Below are 20791 nucleotides of genomic sequence, written 5' to 3' on the forward strand. Positions count from 1 at the left end.
GACTCTAAGTGATAATAGTTAATACTTTTAACTATTAGTAGTCTTAACTTTTAATTGAAGAGGTGACGACCCAGCCAAGATGAGAGAGCGGGACGAACTATCCAAATTACTGTCGAGCATGGTCCACAAGTTTATCATTTCGTATGGAAAGATTCTGGACAGTGACATGTCGGGTTCTCAGGTGTACATCCTAGAAATTTTGGCAGAGGAAGGTGCTGTGAAAAGCTCGGAGCTCGCTGAGAGACTGTTCATCAGCTTGCCTGCCGTCACAAATCTAGCCAATAAACTAGTGAAAAAAGGATATATCGAACGACAAATTCCCGAAACAGATCGACGTGTTACTCTGCTTGCCATAACTGCTTTGGGCCAAGAAATTCTCGATAGGATCAACAATCGTTATGCTACTTTGACAGATGCGCTATGGACCAATTTTTCTGATGAAGAGCTAGGTGAGCTGCTCCAGTCTTATAAGAAGATGGTAGCGAACCTCGAGGAACATCAAAAACATAAGGAGTGACATGACATGACCAATCAACAAGGACAAGTTGCTTTAGTAACAGGTGCTGGAAGCGGAATGGGACGTGCTACAAGTCTGAAGCTGGCTGAAATGGGCATGAAGCTGGTGCTGGTCGATTTCAATCAGCAAACAGGTGAGGAAACACTGGGTCTGATCAAAGAAAAAGGCGGAGAAGGCATTTTTGTTCAAGCAAACGTAGCAGAATCCGCTGACGTACAAAACTATGTAAACAAAGCGATGGAAGCATACGGCCGCATCGACGTATTCTTCAACAATGCTGGGATTATTCAAAAGCCGTATCTGCTTGCAGACATTCCTGAATCTGAGTTTGACCGCATCCTGGCTGTGAACCTTAAAGGTGTGTTCATGGGCTTGAAATACGTCATACCGGTAATGGTGAAGCAAGGCTCTGGTTCGATTATCAACACTGCTTCTACAGCAGGCTTGAAAAGCGAGCACAGCTTGTCCGTTTATTCCGCTAGCAAGCATGCGGTTGTCGGTATTACCAAGGGTGCTGCTTTGGAGTATGCGAAAACGGGTGTGCGCATCAATGCGGTTTGCCCAGGTGGCGTGACAACTAGCCTCGTAGCAGGCATGGAACAAACGATCAAAGAAACAGGCAATGTGCCTGACATTCAATTCCCGCGCATCGGTCGTATGGCGGACGCGGATGAAGTGGCAAACGTGGTAGCGTTCCTGGCTTCGCCTGGGTCCAGCTACATGACTGGTTCCATCGTGACAATTGACGGCGGTCTTACACTGTAATTCCACCGCTTGCAAGCAAAATGCCTTTGACAAGTTCTTTCGTCAAAGGCATTTTTGCTATTTATACGTAGCCCGTATCACCAGAGTTAGTGTTGTTTATTTTTTTGCTGCAGGAGTTGTTGGTACGGCTTTGGAAATTTTTCCTTCTTTTTCGAGCTGCGCGATCAGCTCTTCCACAGTGATACCTTTTTCTTTTGCCATTTCTTCCAAACTAATCGCTTTTGTGAGGGAGAAGGACACAATTCCTTGCTCAGCATCGTTTATATGGAAGATTGCCGTCATCGGTAGGTTGCTGTCACCATTAGCCGGATCGATTTTTGCATCAACCAGAGCTACACCTTTAGTAATTTTTCCTTCTTTTTCGAGCTGCGCGATCAGCTCTTCTACAGTAATGCCTTTTTCTTTTGCCATTTGCTCCAGGTTGATAGCTGGTACTGCTGTGAGGGTTGCCATTTTCACTTGGGCAGGACCTTCCATTTTGGCGGCAGGTGCCTTTTCAGCTGCGAATGCGGAACCTGCCATTGCGGATACAGCGAGAGCCATTACAGACATTGCGATTTTCTTTTTCATGTGAAATTCCTCCTCGGGATTCATCTTTTATTGTGTTGAGCCAGCTTTCGGGCTTACCCATTTTGGCTACACAACAAAGATAATCCGTGCGTGTGTCTGTTAAATGGCCGAATTTAGAAAAAGTGATGGAACCAATTCGAGTCCCCAAAATTACAGACTCGTAGTCACCAAATACAAGCCTGTAAACAGCAGGATAACGTAGGTGAGGATTTGGAATACGCGCTGGCTGATCATTTTAAATAGAAGCTGTCCAAGGAGAATTCCGGCAAAAAGCGCAGGCAGTGCGATGAGGGAAGAAAGCCAAACTTCTTTATTCGTCCCGGCAAAACCTACTTGCATGATCAGGCTGACCAAATAAATAAACAAATAGTAGGCGAGTGTCGTGCTGCGAAGCGTTTCCTTTTTCGTGCCCACTCCTGCAAAATAAAGCAGCAGCGGTGGTCCAGGTATCCCGATGCTAGTTGTGAGTAGACCCGAGATTGCGCCTGTAGCGTAATCCTTCTTTTTTGTTTGACTGATCGTCAGCTTTAGGATCAAAAGAATCGTCGATATGCAAATAAGGGCACCGACAACCAATTTGAGTAAAGTGACATCGACATACAGATAAATCAAGATCCCGGGAATCAGCCCGATCAGGCTACCACGAATCAATCTGCCGAGCAGAAGTGTGTCTACTTCATGCCTGATCTTGTAAATCATGAAAACGGAGATACATAGGGAAAGGATAATATTGATTTGAATCGCGCTGTGAGCCGGGTAGAGCAGAAACAAAAAAGGCGTTCCGATAATGGAAAAGCCATAGCCTGTACTTGTTTGTAGTAACGCCGCAAACAGGACGATCGACACGAGTATCATCCAGTGATCCACCTTGAACATCCCTCCATCTTGTTTTTCCTGAGATTAGTCCATTTTATCGTTGTCGATCTGTTTGGTAAAATCAAAAGATGCAGGAATTTGGAAAGTGACAGGTAAGCGAAAACGCTTGCAATTTTCCCGCCCTTGTCATACATTAGAGACACGGATAAGAATACAAAATTTTGTTTTGTTTCTTATTTAACAAGTGAACAAACAAAAGGCAAAGGTGCCATGAACATGAGGATTGTTTCCTGTGTTCTGGACACCTTTTTTTGCGTTTTGAAAAGGGTAGTAGTTGTTTGAAAGGAGTGACACGCATGGAAAAACCAATTCGAGCGACGCCGCTTGCGATCCGGCTGATTCCCAATGTCGATCCTCAATTCGCGGAGAAGTTGAACCTGCCTTCGCATATTCGAAGTCTGGGTCTTTTGACTTCCACGATTGATGATGTGGGATATACGGCGATCGATGAGGCGACGAAAAAGGCAGCTGTAGAAGTAGTTTATGCCAAGTCGTTTTATGCGGGCTCCGGTCACGCTTCTGGTCCGTTATCCGGCGAGTTCATCGGGATGATTGGAGGAGCGACGCCATCGGAGGTACAGAGCGGTCTGGATGCAGCCGTTGCATTCATGGAAAGCGGAGCATGCTTTTACTCTCTAAATGAAGAGGGAACGCATGCGTATTACGCCCATGTCGTGTCGCGGACTGGAAGCTATTTATCCCAGCTGGCGGGAGTTCCAGAAGGGGAGCCGCTCGCCTATTTGATCGCTCCACCACTGGAAGCCATGTACGGTATCGATGCAGCTCTCAAGGCAGCAGACGTACAAATGATGCAGTTTTTTGGACCGCCTACAGAAACAAACTTCGGGGGAGCGCTTTTGACGGGTAGCCAGTCTGCTTGCACAGCAGCAGCAGAAGCATTTGCCACTGCAGTTAGAAGTGTTGCCGAGCAACCTGTAAAACGATAAAAGGGATTTTCCCTCTTGAAGGGGAGGACATGTAAATGCGCGCTCATGCATACTCACTCGGCATGATTGAAACATTGGGCTTGCCCGCTCTTATCGCTGCCGCAGATGCTGCCGCCAAGGCCGCTGATGTCAAGGTAGTTTCTTATGAAGGAGCGGATGGCGGAATCGTCACCGTGTATGTAATCGGTGATGTATCCTCTGTACAGGCAGCTGTCGATGCCGGAGCGGACGCAGCGAGACGTGTTGGACGATTGCTCCACTCTCACGTCATCCCGCGCCCAGATGAAAGTGTACCGAAAATGATCAAGAACCTGTTGAAACCACCCGTACCGGAAGAGGTAAAGCCGGCACAGGCACAACCTGCATCTGCTCTTGCTGAACAATCGATCAACGATTTGCGCAAGCTGGCGCGTTCGTACGCTGATTTCCCTCTTTCCACAAATGAAATCAATACAGCGAAAAAAGAAGATCTCATTCGCCTGCTAGAGGAAAAGCAACAAGGCGGAGGTGAACAAGCTTAATGACACTCGATGCTGATTTATACTCGATTCAGGAAGTGCGCACCTATCTGGCTCAGGCCAAGGAGGCACAAGCCAAGCTCGCTTCCTACACGCAGGAACAAATCGATGCGATCATTGCAGCGATGTCCAAAGCGGGCGTCGAGGCAGCAGAACGATTGGCCGCAATGGCAGTGGAAGAGACGGGCTTTGGTAACATCCCTGATAAACGGATGAAAAACCTGTTTGCTTCCCAGGACGTTTACGCGTGGATCAAAGACCAAAAGACGGTCGGCATCATAGGCAAGGACGAAGAAAACAAGGTGTGGGAAGTGGCACAGCCGTTCGGCGTTGTCGCGGGTATCGTACCATCCACCAACCCTACGTCCACCGTTATTTTCAAATCGATGATTGCCCTCAAGGCACGCAATGCGATCGTTTTCAGTCCTCACCCGTCCGCAGCCAAATGTACGCTGGAAGCAGCGCAGCTGATGGCGAAAGCCGCTGTGCAGGCTGGAGCACCAGAAGGCTTGATCCATTGTGTCAGCAAACCAACGCTCCCAGCTACCAACGAGCTGATCAAGCACAAGCTGACCAATGTCATCCTGGCTACAGGTGGATCGGCAATGGTACGCGCTGCTTACAGCTCCGGTAAACCAGCTTATGGCGTGGGACCGGGCAACGTACCGGTATATATCCACCACAGTGCAGATCTGACGGCAGCAGCCAAACGGATCGTACAAAGCAAAACGTTTGACTACGGTACGATTTGCGCTTCCGAGCAGGCACTGGTGATTGAAGAAACCATCAAGCACCAAATGATCGCAGCACTAAAGCGAGAAGGAGCATACTTCCTCGATGAGCATGAAAAAGAGCGCGTAGCCGCTATCATCATGGTCAATGGCTCGCTCAATGCCAAGATAGTAGGTCGCTCCCCGCATGTGATTGCGCAGATGGCTGGCATTTCCATCCCGGCTGATACACGTGTACTGATCGCCGAGGAAAGCTGCGTCGGAAAAGCATATCCGCTGTCCGTCGAAAAGCTGGCTCCGATCCTTGCTTTGTATACCGTTCAGGATGCGACAGAAGCGTTTGCACGTTGCCGCGAGCTGTTGGAGCATGGTGGTCTGGGACATACAGCAGGTATCCACGCTACAGACGAGAATATTATCGCGTCCTATGGCCAAGCGATGCCAGCATCCCGGGTTCCGGTCAATACCGGTACGACCTTCGGTGGAATTGGCGCCACTACTGGCATTCAGCCATCCTTTACACTTGGTTGCGGTTCATTTGGTGGCAACATCACTTCAGACAACATCGGACCTAAGCATCTGTTCAACATCAAGCGCATTGCGTTTGGCGTTAGAGAGATGCCAGAATCCAAGCCAGCACAGACACAAGCAACTTCCCCAGCGGAAGAAGCGGTTCTGCAGGCTGTCTCTTCGATGAATGTCGGCCTGAGCCGTGATGAAATCAAAAATATTATCAAATCGGTTTTGACTGAAATGACGACTTAAAAAAAGATTTCAAAAAGCCCGTGAAATATGGCGGACCTCTGAACGTATAGGAATTTATAAGCGTGAAGCTTATGAATTCCGGAGCGCATGGAAACTTTCCGCTAAACGCGGTCGCTCCTCTTTGAGGAGGCGGCGATAGAGGTTTTCTTAATAGCAGCATTAACTACTAAAAAAATGTCCATACATTTAAGGAGGAAATGAATCATGGCTGGAGAAATGTCCGCATTGGGAATGGTAGAAACAAAAGGTTTGGTAGGAGCGGTAGAAGCTGCTGACGCAATGGTAAAAGCAGCAAACGTAAAACTGATTGGTAAAGTACACGTAGGTGGCGGTCTCGTCACAGTAATGGTTCGCGGTGATGTAGGTGCAGTAAAAGCTTCCACGGACGCAGGTGCCGCTGCTGCCGAAAAAGTGGGCGAACTCGTATCTGTACACGTCATCCCACGCCCTCATGGCGACATTGAACTGATCCTGCCTAAGCTCGAAGGGTAATCCCCGATGGCAGTCATTACAGAAGCATCCCTCCGAGCGATGCACAAAACAGGCATACCTAACCCCTTTCTCCTAGAGAAAGGGGATAAAATAACACCCGCAGCGGCAGATTTCTTGAAAGGAAGAGGGATTGAAGTGAAATCGTTTGAGGAACATCAGCAGCCTTCCACCAATCAAGCTGCCGAGGCAGTACGTGAAATTCCCCTGGGTGTATCCAATCGTCACGTCCATTTGTCACCGGAAGATGTGGAAAAACTGTTTGGAGCAGGACATGAGCTGACGCCTATGCGCGATCTGTCCCAACCAGGTCAGTTTGCTTGCCAGGAGACCGTTACCATCGTAGGGCCAAAAGGCAGCATTCACGGGGTACGTATCCTCGGTCCGGCGCGCGGAGCGACACAAGTAGAAATCTCCCGCACAGACGGCTTTGCACTGGGTGTTCATGCACCTGTACGGATGTCTGGAGATATCGAAGGTACACCGGGTCTGGTACTCGTCACGGCAAAAGGCACAGTCATGCTGGACAAAGGCGTCATTGTAGCCAAGCGGCACGTTCATATGTCGCCAGAGGAAGCACAGAGCTTTCAAGTAAATGATGGCGATACGCTGATCCTCGCGACTCAGAGCGACCGCCCTATTATCTATCCGGATGTAGTCGTTCGCGTTCATCCGCGATTTGCGCTCGATTTCCATGTGGATTTGGATGAAGGGAATGCCGCTAATTTGAAAACGGGCGACCGGGTAAAAGTGATCGGCAAAAACGGCCAGTTTTACTCCGGCTAACGGAGGTAGAGCTTGATGGACATCAGAGAAATGGTGGCATCTATTACAAAAGAGATTCTGCTATCGATGAATACAGAGAAGAAAAAAGAAGCGCCTCGTGTCCTGTATGTCTTTTGCGACAGCCAGGCGCATGAGGCGTATACCGATCATTTCATCCAGCTGAAAAATCACGGCATTTGCCATGACATCCTCTTTTTGGACGGGGAAACCTCTTCCTGGCTGGGGATGCACAAGATCGAATGCGGAGGAGCAGGCAAGATCATTACTGCCGATGAATACGCTCCGGCTCCGCTCGAAGTGCCGAAAGATTATGCCGGTATCGTCATTCCAGAGATTGATCTGGACAATGCAGGGCGTATCGCTGCTGGGCTAAAGGGAACAATCAAAGCGGAGATCGTTTTTGCTGCACTGGTGACAGGCAAATTCGTCATCGCAGGCTCCGATGTTCCGGGAATCAAGCGTGCAGACCGACGCACGCTGCAAACATTGACTCTGCCACCAGCTTACGAAAAGCTGTTCCAACGTCATGTCGAAGCGATGAAAGAGCTGGGCGTGGAGTTCGCAGAACAAAGACGTCTGGCAGATCGCGTTGTTTCCAAGCTAAAAGCACAGCTGCAAAAGGATGAGACCAAGCCAGAGCAGCCAGCTCTGACCGCTCTCGATGAGGCGGAAGCTGTCTTTTCCGGAAAGCTGCTGACAGCAGACTGGATTAAATCGCAGCCAGAGCTTAAAGATACGATCCTGCACGTGAAAAAAGGAGCGATCGTCTCTCCACTGGCCTTTGACAGCATGAGAGAACGCGGCATTACCGTCAGCTATTTGGGAAAAGGGTGATCGCATGTTTTTGGGAAAAGTGATCGGCAGCGTGTGGGCTACACAAAAGGAAACAGGTATGGAAAATCTGAAATTGATGGTTGTCCAGCCGATTGACTGGCGTGGTGAGGAAGGCGGACAAACTGTTATCGCAGCAGACCGGATTGGGGCAGGAATTGGCGAGCAGGTTATTGTCTCCCGAGGAACACCTGCCCGTATCCTTTTCACCGGAAATAGCGTACCAATTGACGCGATCATCGTAGGAATTGTGGATTCGTTCGAGGTGCCGGGAGCTGCAGGAGGAGAGGGATAAAGATGGAACAAGAACGCTCACGAGTCATTCAGGAATTTGTTCCGGGTAAACAGGTAACATTGGCTCATGTGATTGCCAACCCTGACCAGATGCTCTACACCAAGCTCGGAATCAAGGAAGCAGGGGCGATCGGAATTTTGACCCTGACCCCAACAGAGACCGCCATTATCGCAGCTGATATCGCGACGAAGGCAGCAGGTGTCGAGCTCGGCTTTCTTGACCGGTTTACAGGATCTCTGATCGTCGTGGGCGATGTGTCCGCGGTGGAGATGGCTGTAGAGGCAGTCAACACGGTCTTAAGTGAAAAATTGCGCTTTACTCCAGCTTTGGTGACGAAATCATGACCGGGCGTGTAATGATTATCGGAGCCATCGAAGCAGGCAAGTCTTCTCTGGTCAAAGCGTTGGTGGGTGATGAACAACCGGCCAGAAAGACGCAGGCGCTGGAATATCGGGATTGGGTGATTGATACTCCAGGAGAGTACAGTGAAAATCCGATGTTTTATCGTACGCTGATGGCGACTTCTCTGGAGGCCGAGCTTATTGTGATGGTGCAGGATGCCACACGCGAGCGCAACTATTTTCCTCCGGGGTTTTCACAAGGGTTTCCCCAATCATGTGTAGGAGTTATCACCAAGATGGATCATCCCGATGCCGATGTAGAGCGGGCAGAAGGCTTTTTGCGCCAATCGCTGGGCGACGGGAAAATCTTTCGGACTTCCTCTTTCACGAGTGAAGGGGTACCGGAATTACGCGCCTATTTACAAGAAATTGTTAATCAATAAACCTCTATCCGCCATGGCTAGTCTGTGAGAAAATGAGGTCAGTACCTATTTCAAGCAGGTGAAAAGAGGTTCACATGCATGCAATCTATACGAGAACTGTGTATTGCTGCCACAACATTGAGTGAGGACGATATTCGGATCATTGAAGATCTGGCTGCCAAATTGCAGATTTTTGCTGATCTGTCGCAAGCCGATATGTTTATCGACTGCCCGACGATTGACCGTAGCTCAGCTCTTGTCATCGCGCAGGCAACACCTTCCACAGCTCGTTCGATGTATAGTGGATCGGTCGTGGGGCAACTGGCGACAGCGGTCAACGAGCCTGCGGTCATGTACTGTCTGACAACAGGAAAGCCGGTTATTGGTTCACGCGGCGTATCACAGGAGCAAGTCGTGATGCGGCAAAGCGTCGTTCCTATCACCAACCCGGCAGGAGAAACGATTGGTACGTTGATAACGGAGCAGGATATTTCCAAGCAGGTGGAGCAGGAGAGAAACGTGGAAATGCTCAAGGAAACCACCGAGCATTTAAGCGAGACACTGATCCAGTTCGCCGCTCCAGATATGCCGATTTCATCCCTTTTGCATGAAGGCATGATTTTGTTTGATCAAAATGGGATGATCACGTACGCCAATGTACGTGCGCACAAGCTTTTGTCTTTGATCGGCTTTGAGAAGCCGGAAAAGGGAGAGAGCATTGAACGGATTTTTTCCTGGCGTGTTTCCCCGGAGAATTTTGTCAGACACGGGGGTTACATTCAGGATGAGCTGTCACGAGGAAAGCATTTTATCATGATGAAAGCGGTTTCGTCCGCACGCAAGCCAGACATTATCGGGGGAATCATTCTCCTGAGAGATATATCCGATATTCGGGAAAAAGAAAAGCAGCTGATGATCAAATCGGCTGTTATCAAAGAGATTCATCATCGCGTGAAGAACAATTTGCAAACCATCTCCAGCTTGCTGCGACTGCAGATGCGGCGCTCGCAATCGACGGAGATTGAAAAGGTATACCGAGAGAGCATCAATCGGATCAACAGCATCGCCATCATACACGAGTATTTGGCACAGGATGGTCTGGAACAGATTGATTTCAAAGAGATTCTCACTAAAATATCGAAAATTATCGTCTCCTCCATGAGGCGTTCTGAGCAAGCTATACAAGTAGTAGTATCGGGCGAATCGGTTTACTTGCCGTCAAACAAGGCGACTTCATTTGCCCTGATCGTTACCGAATTGATTCAAAACTGCATGATCCATGGGTTTCGCAATCTGCATGAAGGCAAAATCTCCATCGCGCTCGTCTCCAAGGAAGACTTCGTCAGCATCTCCGTTACTGATGATGGCAATGGCATCGAGGACATGGAACAAATCTTGAAAAAAGGCCATCTGGGATTGAAAATCGTGGATACGCTAGTCAAGGAAGACCTGGAAGGCACGATGCATTTCCGCAATACAGGAAACGGTACAGAGGTTACCATTCTCTATCCGATCCAAAAGGGGGATGAAGATGACGCAGCCGAAGATTATGGTCGTTGATGATGAGCCGATCATCCGCATGGATTTGCGCGAGATGCTTGAAAACGAAGGATATCAGGTCATTGCCGAGGCGAAGAACGGGGAAGAGGCGGTCTCTCTCGCCCATCGTCACAAACCCGATCTCATTATCATGGATGTGAAAATGCCTGTCTTGAACGGGATCAAGGCAAGCAGCATCATTCGTTCCTTTTCCGACAGCTCGATCCTGCTTTTGACTGCATACAGTCAGAAGGAGCTGGTGCAGGATGCCAGAAAGGCTGGGGTGACCGCGTATCTGGTAAAGCCAGTATCAGAGGATGATCTGATTCCCGCAGTTGAAATCGCCTTGAGCCAGAAGGAAAAAGTAGTATCGCTCAAGAAGGATATCAGCGATTTGAAGCAAAAAATTGAGGATCGAAAATCCGTGGAAAAGGCAAAAGGCAAGCTGATGAGCGCCCTTTCCCTGGAAGAAGATGCTGCTTATAAATGGTTGCAGCAAGTAAGCATGCAACGGCGCATGCCACTTGTAAAGCTGGCAGAGGAGATCCTCTCCGGCGAGCACGAGCTTTTGCCTTAGGTTGCATAGGTAACCGTTTTAGAGGTTGCTCACGCACGATTAGATCGAACATGACAAGTGGATAGCACGAATAAGCAAAGGCGCTTGAGTCAGACCGGAAGCGAGGAACCGGCTGTTCAAGCGTTTTTTCTCGTACTCCCCGTCAGGCACGCCAATGGTTCAAGGAGGTTCATATGGATGAACAATGGATCCAAAGCGTTGGAATAGATGTCGGAACCAGTACCACCAAAATGATTGTGAGTCGACTGCGACTGGGACGGATGTCCAGTACCTTCTCGCTGCCCCGTTATCAAATTGTAGAGCGACAGCTGCTATACGCAAGTGCTGTCCATTCTACACCGCTGCTTGGATTTGACGAGATTGACGCAGAAGGCATCGGCGAGATTCTGCGCCGTGAGTATGAAACGGCACAGATCAGCCTTTCTTCCATCAAGTCAGGCGCGGTTATTATTACCGGGGAAACAGCGAGTAAAAAGAACGCTCAGCATATTGTTCACTTGCTGGCGGAGCGATCCGGTGATTTTGTCGTAGCGACGGCAGGTGCCGATTTGGAGGGCGTGCTGGCGGGTAAGGGTGCGGGTGCGGAAAAGCGTTCCCAAACGCTTCAAGGAACGATCGTTAACGTCGATATCGGTGGCGGTACGGCAAACGCTGCTTATTTTTCAAGAGGCAGAGCGATTGCGACCGTTACGTTTCATGTTGGAGGAAGGCTGATTCGCCTCGATCCACAGGGAGTTGTCCAATACGTTTCCCCGAATATTTCACAATGGCTGTCTGCAAAAGGGCTGCGGATTCAGACGGGGCAAGCGATCGGATTTGAACAAATCAAGGAAGTTGCCGAGCATATGGCAATAAGCATGCTGGACTATTTGACGGGAAAAGAACGCCAGGTATCAGGACTATTAGTGCTAGGCCCGCATCTGCGTGATGCTTTTCCAGTCGATGAACTCACTGTTTCCGGTGGGGTTGGACAGCTTATGACAGCTGGCCCGGTGAATAGTATCGCTGATGTTAGCCGGTACGGTGATTTTGGACCGCTTCTCGGATACGTCCTCCAGCAGGAACGGGAAAAGGAAGCCTATCCGGTCCGATGGCTCGATCCTGAACAGACAGTAAGAGCGACAGTAATTGGTGCAGGGATGCAAAGCACAGAAATTAGTGGATCAACAGTCCATATCAAACCAGAGCTTTTGCCGATCAAGAACATTCCGATTCTCAAGCTGGAGCTGGCGACGGAGCAATTGACGGACCCGGAGCAATTGCGCAAAGAAGTAGCATCGGTGTATGGCATGGGGGAGCGTCTGTTTGAAAAGACGGCGGGGATTCCGTTTGCCTTGGCGATTTCGGGTATTGGCTACTGTTCTTATGCGCTGCTTCAGACAATCGCACAGGAGCTGGCCGATCAATACCGACAGACTTTTACCGAGAGCAAGACCATGGTAGTCATTTGTGAAACGGATATGGCAAAAGCGCTTGGTCAGGCATTGGCGCTCAGATGCAAAGGAGCACCGGAGATTATTTGCATCGATCAGGTGCGTGTAGAATATGGCGATTACATCGACCTGGGAGAACCTATTTCGGGAACGATTATTCCGGTCGTGGTAAAAACGCTCGCTTTCGATGAAAGGCCGTAACGTAAGAAGGGGTGGACGCGATGAACACGAAAACGACTGTGCTTGGACAGACCTATCAATTCCGTGATTTAAAGGAAATTTTTGCGAAAGCGAATGAAGACAAATCGGGCGACCAGCTGGCAGGTATTGCCGCTGCGGATTCGAGAGAGCGCGTGGCAGCCAAGCAAGTATTGGCGGACTTGACGCTTGCAGACATTCGCAATAACCCGATGCTTCCTCCAGAAGAGGATGAAGTTTCCCGGGTAATTGAGGCAGGTATTAACGAAAAGATTTACAACGAGATCAAAAACTGGAGCGTTGCCGAGCTGCGCGAGTACATTTTGAGCCACAAAGCAGGCGACAGCGAAATCAAACGCATCAGCAGAGGCTTGTCCAGTGAAATGATCGCGGCAACTGCAAAGCTGATGAGCAATCTGGATTTGATCACAGCTGCTGCCAAGATTCGCAACATTACGCACTGCAATACAGCGATCGGTCAGCAAGGGGTACTAGCGGCACGCGTGCAGCCAAACCATCCATCTGACAATGTTCAGGGCATCAAGGCTGCTTTGTACGAAGGACTCAGCTACGGTATTGGCGATGCCGTTATCGGAATCAACCCGGTTATCGATACTGCGGACAGCGTCAAGGACATTTTGACAATGACCAAAGACGTGATGAACAAGTTCGATATTCCGACGCAAAACTGTGTACTGGCTCACGTATCTACCCAAATGCGGGCGATCCGTCAGGGAGCACCAGCTGACCTGATTTTCCAAAGCTTGGCGGGTAGCGAAAAAGGGAACAATGCTTTCGGTATCGACGTCGCGCTGTTGGATGAGGCGGATGAGCTGATGCGCAAGGAAGGCACCTCCTACGGACCGAACTTCTGGTATTTCGAGACGGGCCAAGGCTCCGAGCTTTCCTCCGAGGCGCATTTTGGCATTGACCAGCTGACCATGGAAGCGCGTTGCTACGGTTTGGCTCGCAAGTATAACCCGTTTATCGTCAATACGGTAGTTGGCTTCATCGGACCTGAATATTTGTACGACAGCCGTCAGGTTATCCGTGCTGGACTGGAAGACCATTACATGGGCAAGCTGCACGGACTGCCAATGGGCTGTGACGTGTGCTATACGAACCACATGAAGGTCGACCAGAACGATATGGACAATCTCGGCATCCTGCTTTCGGCAGCAGGTGTTAACTTCGTGATTGGTGTAGCGATGGCAGACGACGTCATGCTGAACTATCAATCTACAAGCTTCCATGATATCGCTGCTTTCCGTGAAGTGCTTGGTCTGCGTCCAGCACCAGCTTTTGAAAAGTGGCTGGAGAAGATGGGCATCATGGAAAACGGCAAACTGACTTCAATCGCGGGCGATCCGACAATCTTCATGTAAGAAGGGGAGGTGAAATACGGATGGATCAACAATTGGATTTTCTGGTAGACAAGGTCGTAGCTGAATTGCAAAAAAAGCTGGGTGAAATGGGACAGACAGCACCAGCCGGGACGCAAAAGACAGAAGCACCTGCTGCATCACAAATGGAGGCGGCGCAAGCAACCACTTCTCCTGCTGTACGTGAGCAGCTGGCATTGCCAGTAGAACCGGAAAGAACGGCGCATGTACCCAATCCGAAATGGCAGGAAGGATTAAACGAGCTTCTCGACAGCACCCCTGCCCGCATCGGTGTATGGCGTACAGGTGTCAGACCGCTGACCAAAACGATGCTCCAGCTGCGTCGTGACCATGCGGCTGCTGTCGATGCCGTATATGGTGAGGTTAGTCAGGCATTGCTCGACGAATTCTCTATGTTCACGGTAGAAACGCAATATGACAATACCGAAAATTATTTGAAGCGCCCGGACATGGGACGCATCCTCAACGAAGAAGGTGTGCGTCTGCTCCAAGAGCGCTGCCAAAAGAAGCCACAGGTACAAATCGTCGTCTCAGATGGACTGAGTGCCAGTGCGGTGGATGCAAACCTGCGTGACGTGCTTCCATCCTTGACTGACTCTCTCAAAAGCTACGGATTGAGCTGCGGTACGCCATTTTTTGTAAAAGGCGGACGCGTAGCGAGTATGGACCATATCGGAGAGCTGCTGCAGCCTGAGGTACTGGTGCTTTTGATTGGGGAACGACCAGGCTTGGTAACGGCACATTCCATGAGTGCGTATATGTGCTATCGCCCACGTAAAGGGATGGTGGAGTCAGAGCGTACTGTAATCTCCAATATTCACCGCCAAGGAACATCACCGATTGAGGCAGGAGCCCATATCGGCACCATTCTCTCCAAAATGCTGGAGCAAAAGGCAAGTGGAGTGAAGCTGGTCTTGTAAGATAGGAAAATCGTGAGGAGGAATCATCATGACCTTTCGTAGAAAAAAAGTAGCGGTTATTGGTAGTGGTTTTACAGGAGCAACAACTGCTTTTATCCTGGCAGAAAAAGAACTGGCTGACATCGTACTCGTAGACATTCCACAGCTGGAGAACCCAACCAAAGGGAAGGCTCTCGACATGATGGAGTCTGCCCCTGTACTCGGCTTTGATTCTACTATCACGGGAACTTCCGATTACAAAGATATCGAAGGCTCTGATATTGTCATCATCACGGCTGGTATTGCACGCAAGCCTGGCATGTCCCGCGACGATCTCGTTGCGACCAACGCGGCCATCATGCGTTCGGTAGCGGAGCAGGTAAAAACATATGCACCACAGTCTACGGTGCTGATTCTCTCCAACCCGGTTGATGCGATGACGTACACGTTCTACAAAACATCTGGCTTCCCGAAAAACCGTGTAATTGGTCAGTCCGGTGTGCTCGATACAGCTCGTTTCCGTACCTTCGTGGCGATGGAGCTGAACGTATCGGTTGAGGACGTAACCGGATTTGTACTTGGCGGACACGGTGACGACATGGTACCGCTTCTGCGCTATTCCTACGCAGGTGGCATCCCGCTGGATAAGCTGATCCCACAGGAACGTCTGGATGCCATCGTAGAGAGAACACGCAAGGGCGGGGGAGAGATCGTCAGCCTGCTTGGCAACGGCTCTGCCTACTACGCTCCGGCAGCTGCTCTGGTACAGATGGCAGAAGCGATTCTGAAGGACAAGAAACGCATCCTGCCGTCTATTGCCTATCTCCAAGGTGAATACGGCTACAACGACCTCTACCTGGGTGTACCTACCCTGCTTGGTGCAAACGGAATCGAGAAGGTCATTGAGCTGGATCTGACAGCAGCGGAAAAAGCGGCTTTGGACAAATCGGCTGATTCCGTACGCGCTGTTATGAAAGTGGCTATGCAATAATTTAAAAGCAAGAGGAAAGCCTCGCCAGGAATATATGGCGAGGCTTTTAATTAATTATCGGATTCCAGCAGTTGTTTGCCCAATGGCGTTACCAGTCCATCCATAGTGGTGGTGTTCTTTTCCTGATGGTAGGCGGCAAGCTGCTGCTCATCTTTTTGAGCCGCCCATTTTTGCAGGGTCATCCGTTCTCCTGAATACGAATAGAAGGGTACGCTGTAGCCACAGGACGTTTTCACAGCATGCACATCGACGGTAATGATCTGTCTGGTGCCAGGCAAAGGTTCGAAATGTTGAAACAGCTCTTCCCATTCAGGCATGCTCGGAAGGATCACACGCCCTGTTCCATAGAGCCGCATAATCATCGGAGGTCCTTCGAAAGCCATAAACATAAGTGTGATGCGTCCATTTTCTTCCAGATGCGCACTTGTCTCATTGCCGCTGCCTGTGAGATCCAGATAAGCGACTTGCGTAGGAGAAAAAATACGCAGTACATCATAGCCTTTTGGTGAGATGTTCACATGTCCGTCTTCCTGCAAAGGGGAGGAGCCGACGAAAAAAATGTGTTGCTGCTTAATAAAGGCTTCATGCTCGGGAAGTATGGATGAAAATAATTTTCCCATACCAAACACCTCTCAATTTTTACGGAGTGGTTGAAGAATCGGACACTTTTCATTGATGGTATCACAGTGCTCAGATGGAAGAAAACAAGAAAACCGCCCAATTGCAGTTGGACGGTTCTTTCGTTAGGGTCGTGTAGGTTATTTTGCCAAAAGCTCAGGCTCCGTTTTGCCGAGCTTGATCGTCGTTTCGTTAGGAATCCACATTCCTGTGTTTTCATCGCGACCTTGCAGTACGACAGAAGGATTGGTTTTTCCTAATTGCTCAGCAGCTTTTATCGCCTGCTGTCCAATTTTGCCGCCTTTGACACGGTTGATAACCAGGGCGAGCTTAACACTTTTCAGCTCCGTCATCATTTCGAAGTCGCCGTTGCTATCGCCAGCGATGAGGATAGGGCCATGTCCATATTTTTTCTCCAGAACAGACTGGATCACTTCTGTTTTGCCATGACCAACAGTGATTGGGTAGTTCGGCTGGTACTTGTTTTGGATCACGCCATCCTTCGTTTCCAAGTGCATGCCAATAATGTTTTCAGTAGGCAGGTTGTAGCCGTATTTCGGCAACGTAGCAAAGACACGTACGACATCCTCTAGGGACGCAGATACAACATACACGTCAATTCCATTTGCGCGAAGGGTATTCATCAGGTTGGCTACCTCAGAGGTCAGGCGCAGCCCGGTTGTATGGGAAGCCGTAATGACACCTGCTTTTCCTGCCAGCGCTTTCGGGCTTGTCCAGGTTACCTTTTGGATCGCCTTGCCAAGACTTGCATCATTGGAGACTTCTGCGAGCTTATGCACTTCATCAATTGTCATGTTCGTAAACAGGTAGAGTACCCATGGATAGCCAACTGCGTTGCTGTGGGTATCATTGATCGCCTCGTAGAGGAAATACAGCTTCGCGCGGAAATCGGCAAACTGCTCCGTTGCAGTTACTTCCTCCAGCGATTTTGTCCCTTTAAGGCCTTTATAGTTTTGATACAGGTAGGTGTAATCTGCTACCAGATCAGATGCAATCGCATCCAGAGTGACGGGCTTGCCGTCCGCGTTTTTATAGCCTTCAGAAAAAGGTCCCTCTGGTACATTCGTGCGAATTGCCTTGCCGAATTCCTCTGGAGTCAGCTTGTAGGCGAGATGATGTATTTGATAAACAAAAAGTGCTTCCTGGGTGTCGTGCATAATGCTTGTATTGTCCCAGTCAAAAACGGCATACGGTTTTTTTGCAGCATTGTAGGAAGGGCTGTTTATCCCGTTTTTATCGATGAGCTCTTGTACAGCTTGATAGGTTGCCGGTGCCCATTTCCCCTTGTCGAGCACCTGTGCAGAAGTGGTAGCCGCATTTGCTGGAATTGCTGCCTGTGTGGCAAACAAGGCAACGATAAGCAGCAGGCTTACCCACCAAAAGTGACGTTTTGCTTGAACGTGTAACATTCGTGTCATCCCCTCGTCTCTACTTAAATCAGTTGTCAGATTCTCTCTTTTTGTAAACGCTATCATTTTGTTTGGAAATAAGCCCGGCAATACAAAAAAGGGCTCATTCCACGCAAAAAATCACCCCTGCGCAGAAAAAGACCCCATCGTCTTCTTCGTATGTATTTGTTATATCCATCATACTTGTTTTGTAGCGAAAATCAAGAAAATTTCGTTAAATAGTTCTTTGGCAGGAGTAGTTGCGCAAAATAACGAAAGAAAGAGAAATGTGAGTAAGCAAAGGTGGACATAATCAAGGATAGACAGCTAGTGTTCTACAGAAAGAAAAAAGGATGATGAATCGTGAAATTGATAGAAACAAGCAAAGGGATCTTGACCAATTGTATGGCTTTGAAAGCGGGAGAAACTTTTCTGGTTGTAGCTGACGAGCCAAAACGTGAGCTTGGCGAAGCTCTTTGGGAGGCTGGCAAGCAGCTCGGTGCTGAGGCAGTGCTCATGATCATGCAGGAGCGTGAAAAGTCGGGACAAGAGCCTCCAGTGGCTGTTGCAGAGGCTATGAAGCAATCTGATGTAGTTATCTGTGCGACGGAGCACTCCTTGACCCATACAAAGGCACGTAAGGAAGCGGCGGCTAATGGAGCAAGACTGGCTACGATGCCCGGAATTACTGCGGATATGTTCCTGGAGGGTGCGATCTCTGCCGATTACGCACAGGTCAAAATCTTGACGGAGAAAGTAACCGAGATGCTGACAAAGGCGAGCACTGTACGTATCGAAAAAGCAGGAAAATCACTCAGCTTTTCGATTGCGAGCCGCAATGGCGTACCAAGCACTGGGATGTATGTAACCCCGGGAGAGTCGGGCAACCTGCCGTCAGGAGAAGCGTATATTGCACCTGTAGAGGGATCAGCTGAAGGCCAAATTCTCGTAGATGGCTCGATCTCTGGCATCGGCAAAATTGATACGCCTCTTTTGTTAACGCTGCAAAACGGACGTATTACAAACGCAGAGGGAGCCTCTGGTGAGCGTCTTCTGCAAATTTTAGGTGACCAGGATGGACGCATGCTCGGTGAGTTCGGAATCGGTACCAACGACAAGGCCCGCATTACAGGAGTCGTGCTTGAAGACGAAAAGGTATACGGGACGATTCACGTGGCGTTTGGTAGCAATAATACATTCGGTGGCACGATCGTGGCAGGGGTTCATATTGACCTCGTTGTGAAGGAACCGGATGTTTATCTCGATGACCATATGATTATGAAAAGCGGACAGCTTTTGAACAAGTAATTCATCTCTTCGGCGGCCAAGGATGAATCCAGTAAACAGATGGTGTAAAATGGGGGATATCCTAAGGGCGGATGTGGTGTGATGTTGTTGCTGGAGAAAATATTTGCGGTCATATCCATAGGGAATCTGATTTTGGCCGCTGTCCTCATTTTTATGGAGCGACGAAACATTGCGGCGACCTGGGCTTGGCTGATGGTTTTGCTATTTTTGCCGGGGGTTGGATTTATACTGTACCTGGTATTTGGCCAGCGCTTAACGAAAAAGAAGCTGTATCGGTTGAATAAGGGGGAGTTCTCCCATTTCCGGGCAGCTGTTGATAAACAAAAGCATTTACTGGAGCAAGGTGAATTCAGCGTAAATGATCCTGCGATGGAGAGGCATCGGGACATGATTTACATGAATGTGGTGAGCGATGGTGCTTACTATACGCAGGATAATACGCTTCAAGTATTTTATGAGGGACACGGGTTTTTCGATGCTATGTTCAAGCAGATTGAAGGCGCGCGAGAGCACATTCATCTGCTGTATTACATTATTCGAAATGACGAGCTGGGCAAGAAGCTGATCGACTTGTTGGTGAAAAAGGCGGAACAAGGCGTGGAAGTCAGGCTGCTCTATGATGCAGTTGGCTCCGCAGGCATCCCTTCCCGTTTTTTCCGACCATTAGTAGAGGCAGGGGGAGAAGTTGTCTCCTTTTTCCCGTCATCGATTCCGTTTCTGAATTTCCGGGTCAACTTTCGCAACCATCGTAAACTGACGATCGTGGATGGAAAAGTAGGCTTCATCGGCGGCTTTAACATCGGCGATGAATACTTGGGCAAGGACAAGAAGCTCGGTTATTGGAGAGACACTCACCTCCAGCTCGAAGGAAAAGCAGTGTACATGCTCCAGGCTCGTTTCTTTTTGGATTGGAACCTCTCCGCGCCGAAAAGAATGCACGAGTCGTTCGCTTATTTCCCGGAAATGAATGATCTGGAAGGGAAAATTGGTGTGCAAATCGTATCGAGTGGTCCCAATTCGGAAAAGCAGCAAATCAAGCACGCCTATTTAAAGATGATCTACAAGGCACGCAAGAAAATTTACATGCAGACGCCATACTTCATCCCCGATGACAGTATGCTGACCGCAATCAAAATGGCAGCAATGTCTGGAGTCGACGTGCGTGTGATGGTTCCGGGACGTCCGGATCATTTGATGGTGTTCTGGGCCACTCATTCTTATCTGGGAGAGCTGCTGAAGAGCGGGGTGCGATGTTTTTTGTATGAAAAAGGCTTTATGCATGCCAAGACACTGGTTGTGGATACGCAGCTATCATCTGTAGGTACTGCTAATGTGGACATTCGCAGCTTCAAGCTCAACTTTGAAACGAATGCGTTTCTGTATGATACGAAGATGGCGCAGGAACTGGAGGAGTTGTTCATCGCGGATTTGGCCGATTGCAGGGAAATCACGACCGATGAATATTTGAACAGACCGATGCGCTCGCGTATGCAGGAGTCGTTGACGAGATTGCTGTCGCCAATTTTATAACGTCTATGGAAACGAAGTGGGACCCACTGGCCT

Annotated in this window: 23 protein-coding genes; 19 read left to right on the plus strand and 4 right to left on the minus strand. The window is 49.2% G+C overall.

The features are described 5' to 3' along the window. Positions 1-79: 79 nt before the first annotated feature. Positions 80-517, plus strand: coding sequence for a MarR family winged helix-turn-helix transcriptional regulator (locus tag SB752_RS12080; protein ID WP_410715891.1), 438 nt, complete (start codon positions 80-82; stop codon positions 515-517). Positions 518-523: 6 nt separating this feature from the next. Continuing rightward, positions 524-1282, plus strand: a complete 759-nt coding sequence (locus tag SB752_RS12085) for an SDR family NAD(P)-dependent oxidoreductase (RefSeq protein WP_410715892.1) — start codon at positions 524-526, stop codon at positions 1280-1282. A 96-nt stretch (positions 1283-1378) separates the two neighbouring features. On the opposite strand, the gene SB752_RS12090 is transcribed toward SB752_RS12085, so the two are convergent. Beyond that, the gene (locus tag SB752_RS12090; RefSeq protein WP_410715893.1) at positions 1379-1852 is read right to left on the minus strand and encodes a hypothetical protein; all 474 of its coding nucleotides are present in this window, start codon (positions 1850-1852) and stop codon (positions 1379-1381) included. Positions 1853-2002: 150 nt separating this feature from the next. Further along, positions 2003-2719, minus strand: coding sequence for a sulfite exporter TauE/SafE family protein (locus tag SB752_RS12095; RefSeq protein WP_410715894.1), 717 nt, complete (start codon positions 2717-2719; stop codon positions 2003-2005). Positions 2720-3024: 305 nt separating this feature from the next. On the opposite strand from SB752_RS12095, the gene eutL reads away from it, so the two are divergent. The 15 genes from eutL to mdh all read left to right on the plus strand — a co-directional run bounded on the left by eutL (position 3025) and on the right by mdh (position 15893). Beyond that, the gene (eutL, locus tag SB752_RS12100) at positions 3025-3675 is read left to right on the plus strand and encodes an ethanolamine utilization microcompartment protein EutL (protein WP_410715895.1); all 651 of its coding nucleotides are present in this window, start codon (positions 3025-3027) and stop codon (positions 3673-3675) included. Between the two features lie 35 nt (positions 3676-3710). Next, positions 3711-4196: a BMC domain-containing protein gene (locus SB752_RS12105; RefSeq protein ID WP_410715896.1), complete on the plus strand. Its 486-nt coding sequence runs from the start codon at positions 3711-3713 to the stop codon at positions 4194-4196. After that, positions 4196-5689: an acetaldehyde dehydrogenase (acetylating) gene (locus SB752_RS12110; RefSeq protein WP_410715897.1), complete on the plus strand. Its 1494-nt coding sequence runs from the start codon at positions 4196-4198 to the stop codon at positions 5687-5689. Before SB752_RS12105 ends, SB752_RS12110 begins: the two co-directional genes overlap by 1 nt. Positions 5690-5893: 204 nt before the next feature. Next, positions 5894-6181, plus strand: coding sequence for an ethanolamine utilization microcompartment protein EutM (eutM, locus tag SB752_RS12115; protein WP_005827515.1), 288 nt, complete (start codon positions 5894-5896; stop codon positions 6179-6181). Positions 6182-6187: 6 nt separating this feature from the next. Next, the gene (gene pduL, locus SB752_RS12120; RefSeq protein ID WP_049740729.1) at positions 6188-6964 is read left to right on the plus strand and encodes a phosphate propanoyltransferase; all 777 of its coding nucleotides are present in this window, start codon (positions 6188-6190) and stop codon (positions 6962-6964) included. A 15-nt stretch (positions 6965-6979) separates the two neighbouring features. Continuing rightward, positions 6980-7798, plus strand: a complete 819-nt coding sequence (locus tag SB752_RS12125; RefSeq protein WP_103104758.1) for a hypothetical protein — start codon at positions 6980-6982, stop codon at positions 7796-7798. Between the two features lie 4 nt (positions 7799-7802). After that, complete coding sequence (locus SB752_RS12130) at positions 7803-8090, plus strand: EutN/CcmL family microcompartment protein (RefSeq protein ID WP_049740731.1); 288 nt, start codon at positions 7803-7805, stop codon at positions 8088-8090. A gap of 2 nt (positions 8091-8092) precedes the next feature. Beyond that, positions 8093-8434 (plus strand): ethanolamine utilization microcompartment protein EutS, encoded by a 342-nt coding sequence (eutS, locus tag SB752_RS12135; RefSeq protein ID WP_049740732.1) that lies wholly within the window; start codon positions 8093-8095, stop codon positions 8432-8434. Continuing rightward, on the plus strand, positions 8431-8874 hold the full coding sequence (locus tag SB752_RS12140) for a EutP/PduV family microcompartment system protein (protein WP_410715898.1): 444 nt from the start codon (positions 8431-8433) through the stop codon (positions 8872-8874). Before eutS ends, SB752_RS12140 begins: the two co-directional genes overlap by 4 nt. Positions 8875-8952: 78 nt before the next feature. After that, positions 8953-10413: a sensor histidine kinase gene (locus SB752_RS12145; RefSeq protein WP_410715899.1), complete on the plus strand. Its 1461-nt coding sequence runs from the start codon at positions 8953-8955 to the stop codon at positions 10411-10413. Then, positions 10379-10969 (plus strand): ANTAR domain-containing response regulator, encoded by a 591-nt coding sequence (locus SB752_RS12150; protein ID WP_441299876.1) that lies wholly within the window; start codon positions 10379-10381, stop codon positions 10967-10969. The genes SB752_RS12145 and SB752_RS12150 overlap by 35 nt, the downstream gene beginning before the upstream one ends. Positions 10970-11142: 173 nt before the next feature. Further along, positions 11143-12603: an ethanolamine ammonia-lyase reactivating factor EutA gene (locus tag SB752_RS12155; protein WP_410715900.1), complete on the plus strand. Its 1461-nt coding sequence runs from the start codon at positions 11143-11145 to the stop codon at positions 12601-12603. A gap of 20 nt (positions 12604-12623) precedes the next feature. Further along, positions 12624-13985 (plus strand): ethanolamine ammonia-lyase subunit EutB, encoded by a 1362-nt coding sequence (locus SB752_RS12160; RefSeq protein WP_410715901.1) that lies wholly within the window; start codon positions 12624-12626, stop codon positions 13983-13985. A gap of 20 nt (positions 13986-14005) precedes the next feature. Then, positions 14006-14923, plus strand: coding sequence for an ethanolamine ammonia-lyase subunit EutC (gene eutC / locus SB752_RS12165; RefSeq protein WP_410715902.1), 918 nt, complete (start codon positions 14006-14008; stop codon positions 14921-14923). Positions 14924-14951: 28 nt separating this feature from the next. Beyond that, positions 14952-15893 (plus strand): malate dehydrogenase, encoded by a 942-nt coding sequence (gene mdh / locus SB752_RS12170; protein WP_410715903.1) that lies wholly within the window; start codon positions 14952-14954, stop codon positions 15891-15893. Positions 15894-15943: 50 nt separating this feature from the next. Here the strand turns inward: mdh and SB752_RS12175 are convergent, their stop codons facing one another. After that, complete coding sequence (locus SB752_RS12175; RefSeq protein ID WP_410715904.1) at positions 15944-16513, minus strand: pyridoxamine 5'-phosphate oxidase family protein; 570 nt, start codon at positions 16511-16513, stop codon at positions 15944-15946. 138 nt (positions 16514-16651) lie between these two features. After that, the gene (locus SB752_RS12180) at positions 16652-17941 is read right to left on the minus strand and encodes a haloacid dehalogenase-like hydrolase (RefSeq protein WP_410715905.1); all 1290 of its coding nucleotides are present in this window, start codon (positions 17939-17941) and stop codon (positions 16652-16654) included. A 342-nt stretch (positions 17942-18283) separates the two neighbouring features. Between SB752_RS12180 and SB752_RS12185 the strand changes: the two genes are divergently transcribed. Next, positions 18284-19228 carry an aminopeptidase gene (locus SB752_RS12185; protein WP_410715906.1) on the plus strand — a complete coding sequence of 315 codons (945 nt, stop codon included), beginning with the start codon at positions 18284-18286 and terminating at the stop codon, positions 19226-19228. Positions 19229-19309: 81 nt separating this feature from the next. After that, complete coding sequence (gene cls / locus SB752_RS12190; protein ID WP_410716059.1) at positions 19310-20758, plus strand: cardiolipin synthase; 1449 nt, start codon at positions 19310-19312, stop codon at positions 20756-20758. Positions 20759-20791: the final 33 nt, after the last annotated feature.

It is taken from the genome of Brevibacillus sp. SIMBA_040 (assembly GCF_046535075.1).
Taxonomy (GTDB): domain Bacteria; phylum Bacillota; class Bacilli; order Brevibacillales; family Brevibacillaceae; genus Brevibacillus.

Coding starts and splice junctions, on each gene's coding strand:
- SB752_RS12080 (WP_410715891.1), top strand. CDS start 80: ATGAGAGAGCGGGACGAACTATCCAAATTACTGTCGAGCATGGTCCAC.
- SB752_RS12085 (WP_410715892.1), top strand. CDS start 524: ATGACCAATCAACAAGGACAAGTTGCTTTAGTAACAGGTGCTGGAAGC.
- SB752_RS12090 (WP_410715893.1), bottom strand. CDS start 1,852: ATGAAAAAGAAAATCGCAATGTCTGTAATGGCTCTCGCTGTATCCGCA.
- eutL (WP_410715895.1), top strand. CDS start 3,025: ATGGAAAAACCAATTCGAGCGACGCCGCTTGCGATCCGGCTGATTCCC.
- SB752_RS12105 (WP_410715896.1), top strand. CDS start 3,711: ATGCGCGCTCATGCATACTCACTCGGCATGATTGAAACATTGGGCTTG.
- SB752_RS12110 (WP_410715897.1), top strand. CDS start 4,196: ATGACACTCGATGCTGATTTATACTCGATTCAGGAAGTGCGCACCTAT.
- eutM (WP_005827515.1), top strand. CDS start 5,894: ATGGCTGGAGAAATGTCCGCATTGGGAATGGTAGAAACAAAAGGTTTG.
- pduL (WP_049740729.1), top strand. CDS start 6,188: ATGGCAGTCATTACAGAAGCATCCCTCCGAGCGATGCACAAAACAGGC.
- SB752_RS12125 (WP_103104758.1), top strand. CDS start 6,980: ATGGACATCAGAGAAATGGTGGCATCTATTACAAAAGAGATTCTGCTA.
- SB752_RS12130 (WP_049740731.1), top strand. CDS start 7,803: ATGTTTTTGGGAAAAGTGATCGGCAGCGTGTGGGCTACACAAAAGGAA.
- eutS (WP_049740732.1), top strand. CDS start 8,093: ATGGAACAAGAACGCTCACGAGTCATTCAGGAATTTGTTCCGGGTAAA.
- SB752_RS12140 (WP_410715898.1), top strand. CDS start 8,431: ATGACCGGGCGTGTAATGATTATCGGAGCCATCGAAGCAGGCAAGTCT.
- SB752_RS12145 (WP_410715899.1), top strand. CDS start 8,953: ATGCAATCTATACGAGAACTGTGTATTGCTGCCACAACATTGAGTGAG.
- SB752_RS12150 (WP_441299876.1), top strand. CDS start 10,379: ATGAAGATGACGCAGCCGAAGATTATGGTCGTTGATGATGAGCCGATC.
- SB752_RS12155 (WP_410715900.1), top strand. CDS start 11,143: ATGGATGAACAATGGATCCAAAGCGTTGGAATAGATGTCGGAACCAGT.
- SB752_RS12160 (WP_410715901.1), top strand. CDS start 12,624: ATGAACACGAAAACGACTGTGCTTGGACAGACCTATCAATTCCGTGAT.
- eutC (WP_410715902.1), top strand. CDS start 14,006: ATGGATCAACAATTGGATTTTCTGGTAGACAAGGTCGTAGCTGAATTG.
- mdh (WP_410715903.1), top strand. CDS start 14,952: ATGACCTTTCGTAGAAAAAAAGTAGCGGTTATTGGTAGTGGTTTTACA.
- SB752_RS12175 (WP_410715904.1), bottom strand. CDS start 16,513: ATGGGAAAATTATTTTCATCCATACTTCCCGAGCATGAAGCCTTTATT.
- SB752_RS12180 (WP_410715905.1), bottom strand. CDS start 17,941: ATGTTACACGTTCAAGCAAAACGTCACTTTTGGTGGGTAAGCCTGCTG.
- cls (WP_410716059.1), top strand. CDS start 19,310: ATGTTGTTGCTGGAGAAAATATTTGCGGTCATATCCATAGGGAATCTG.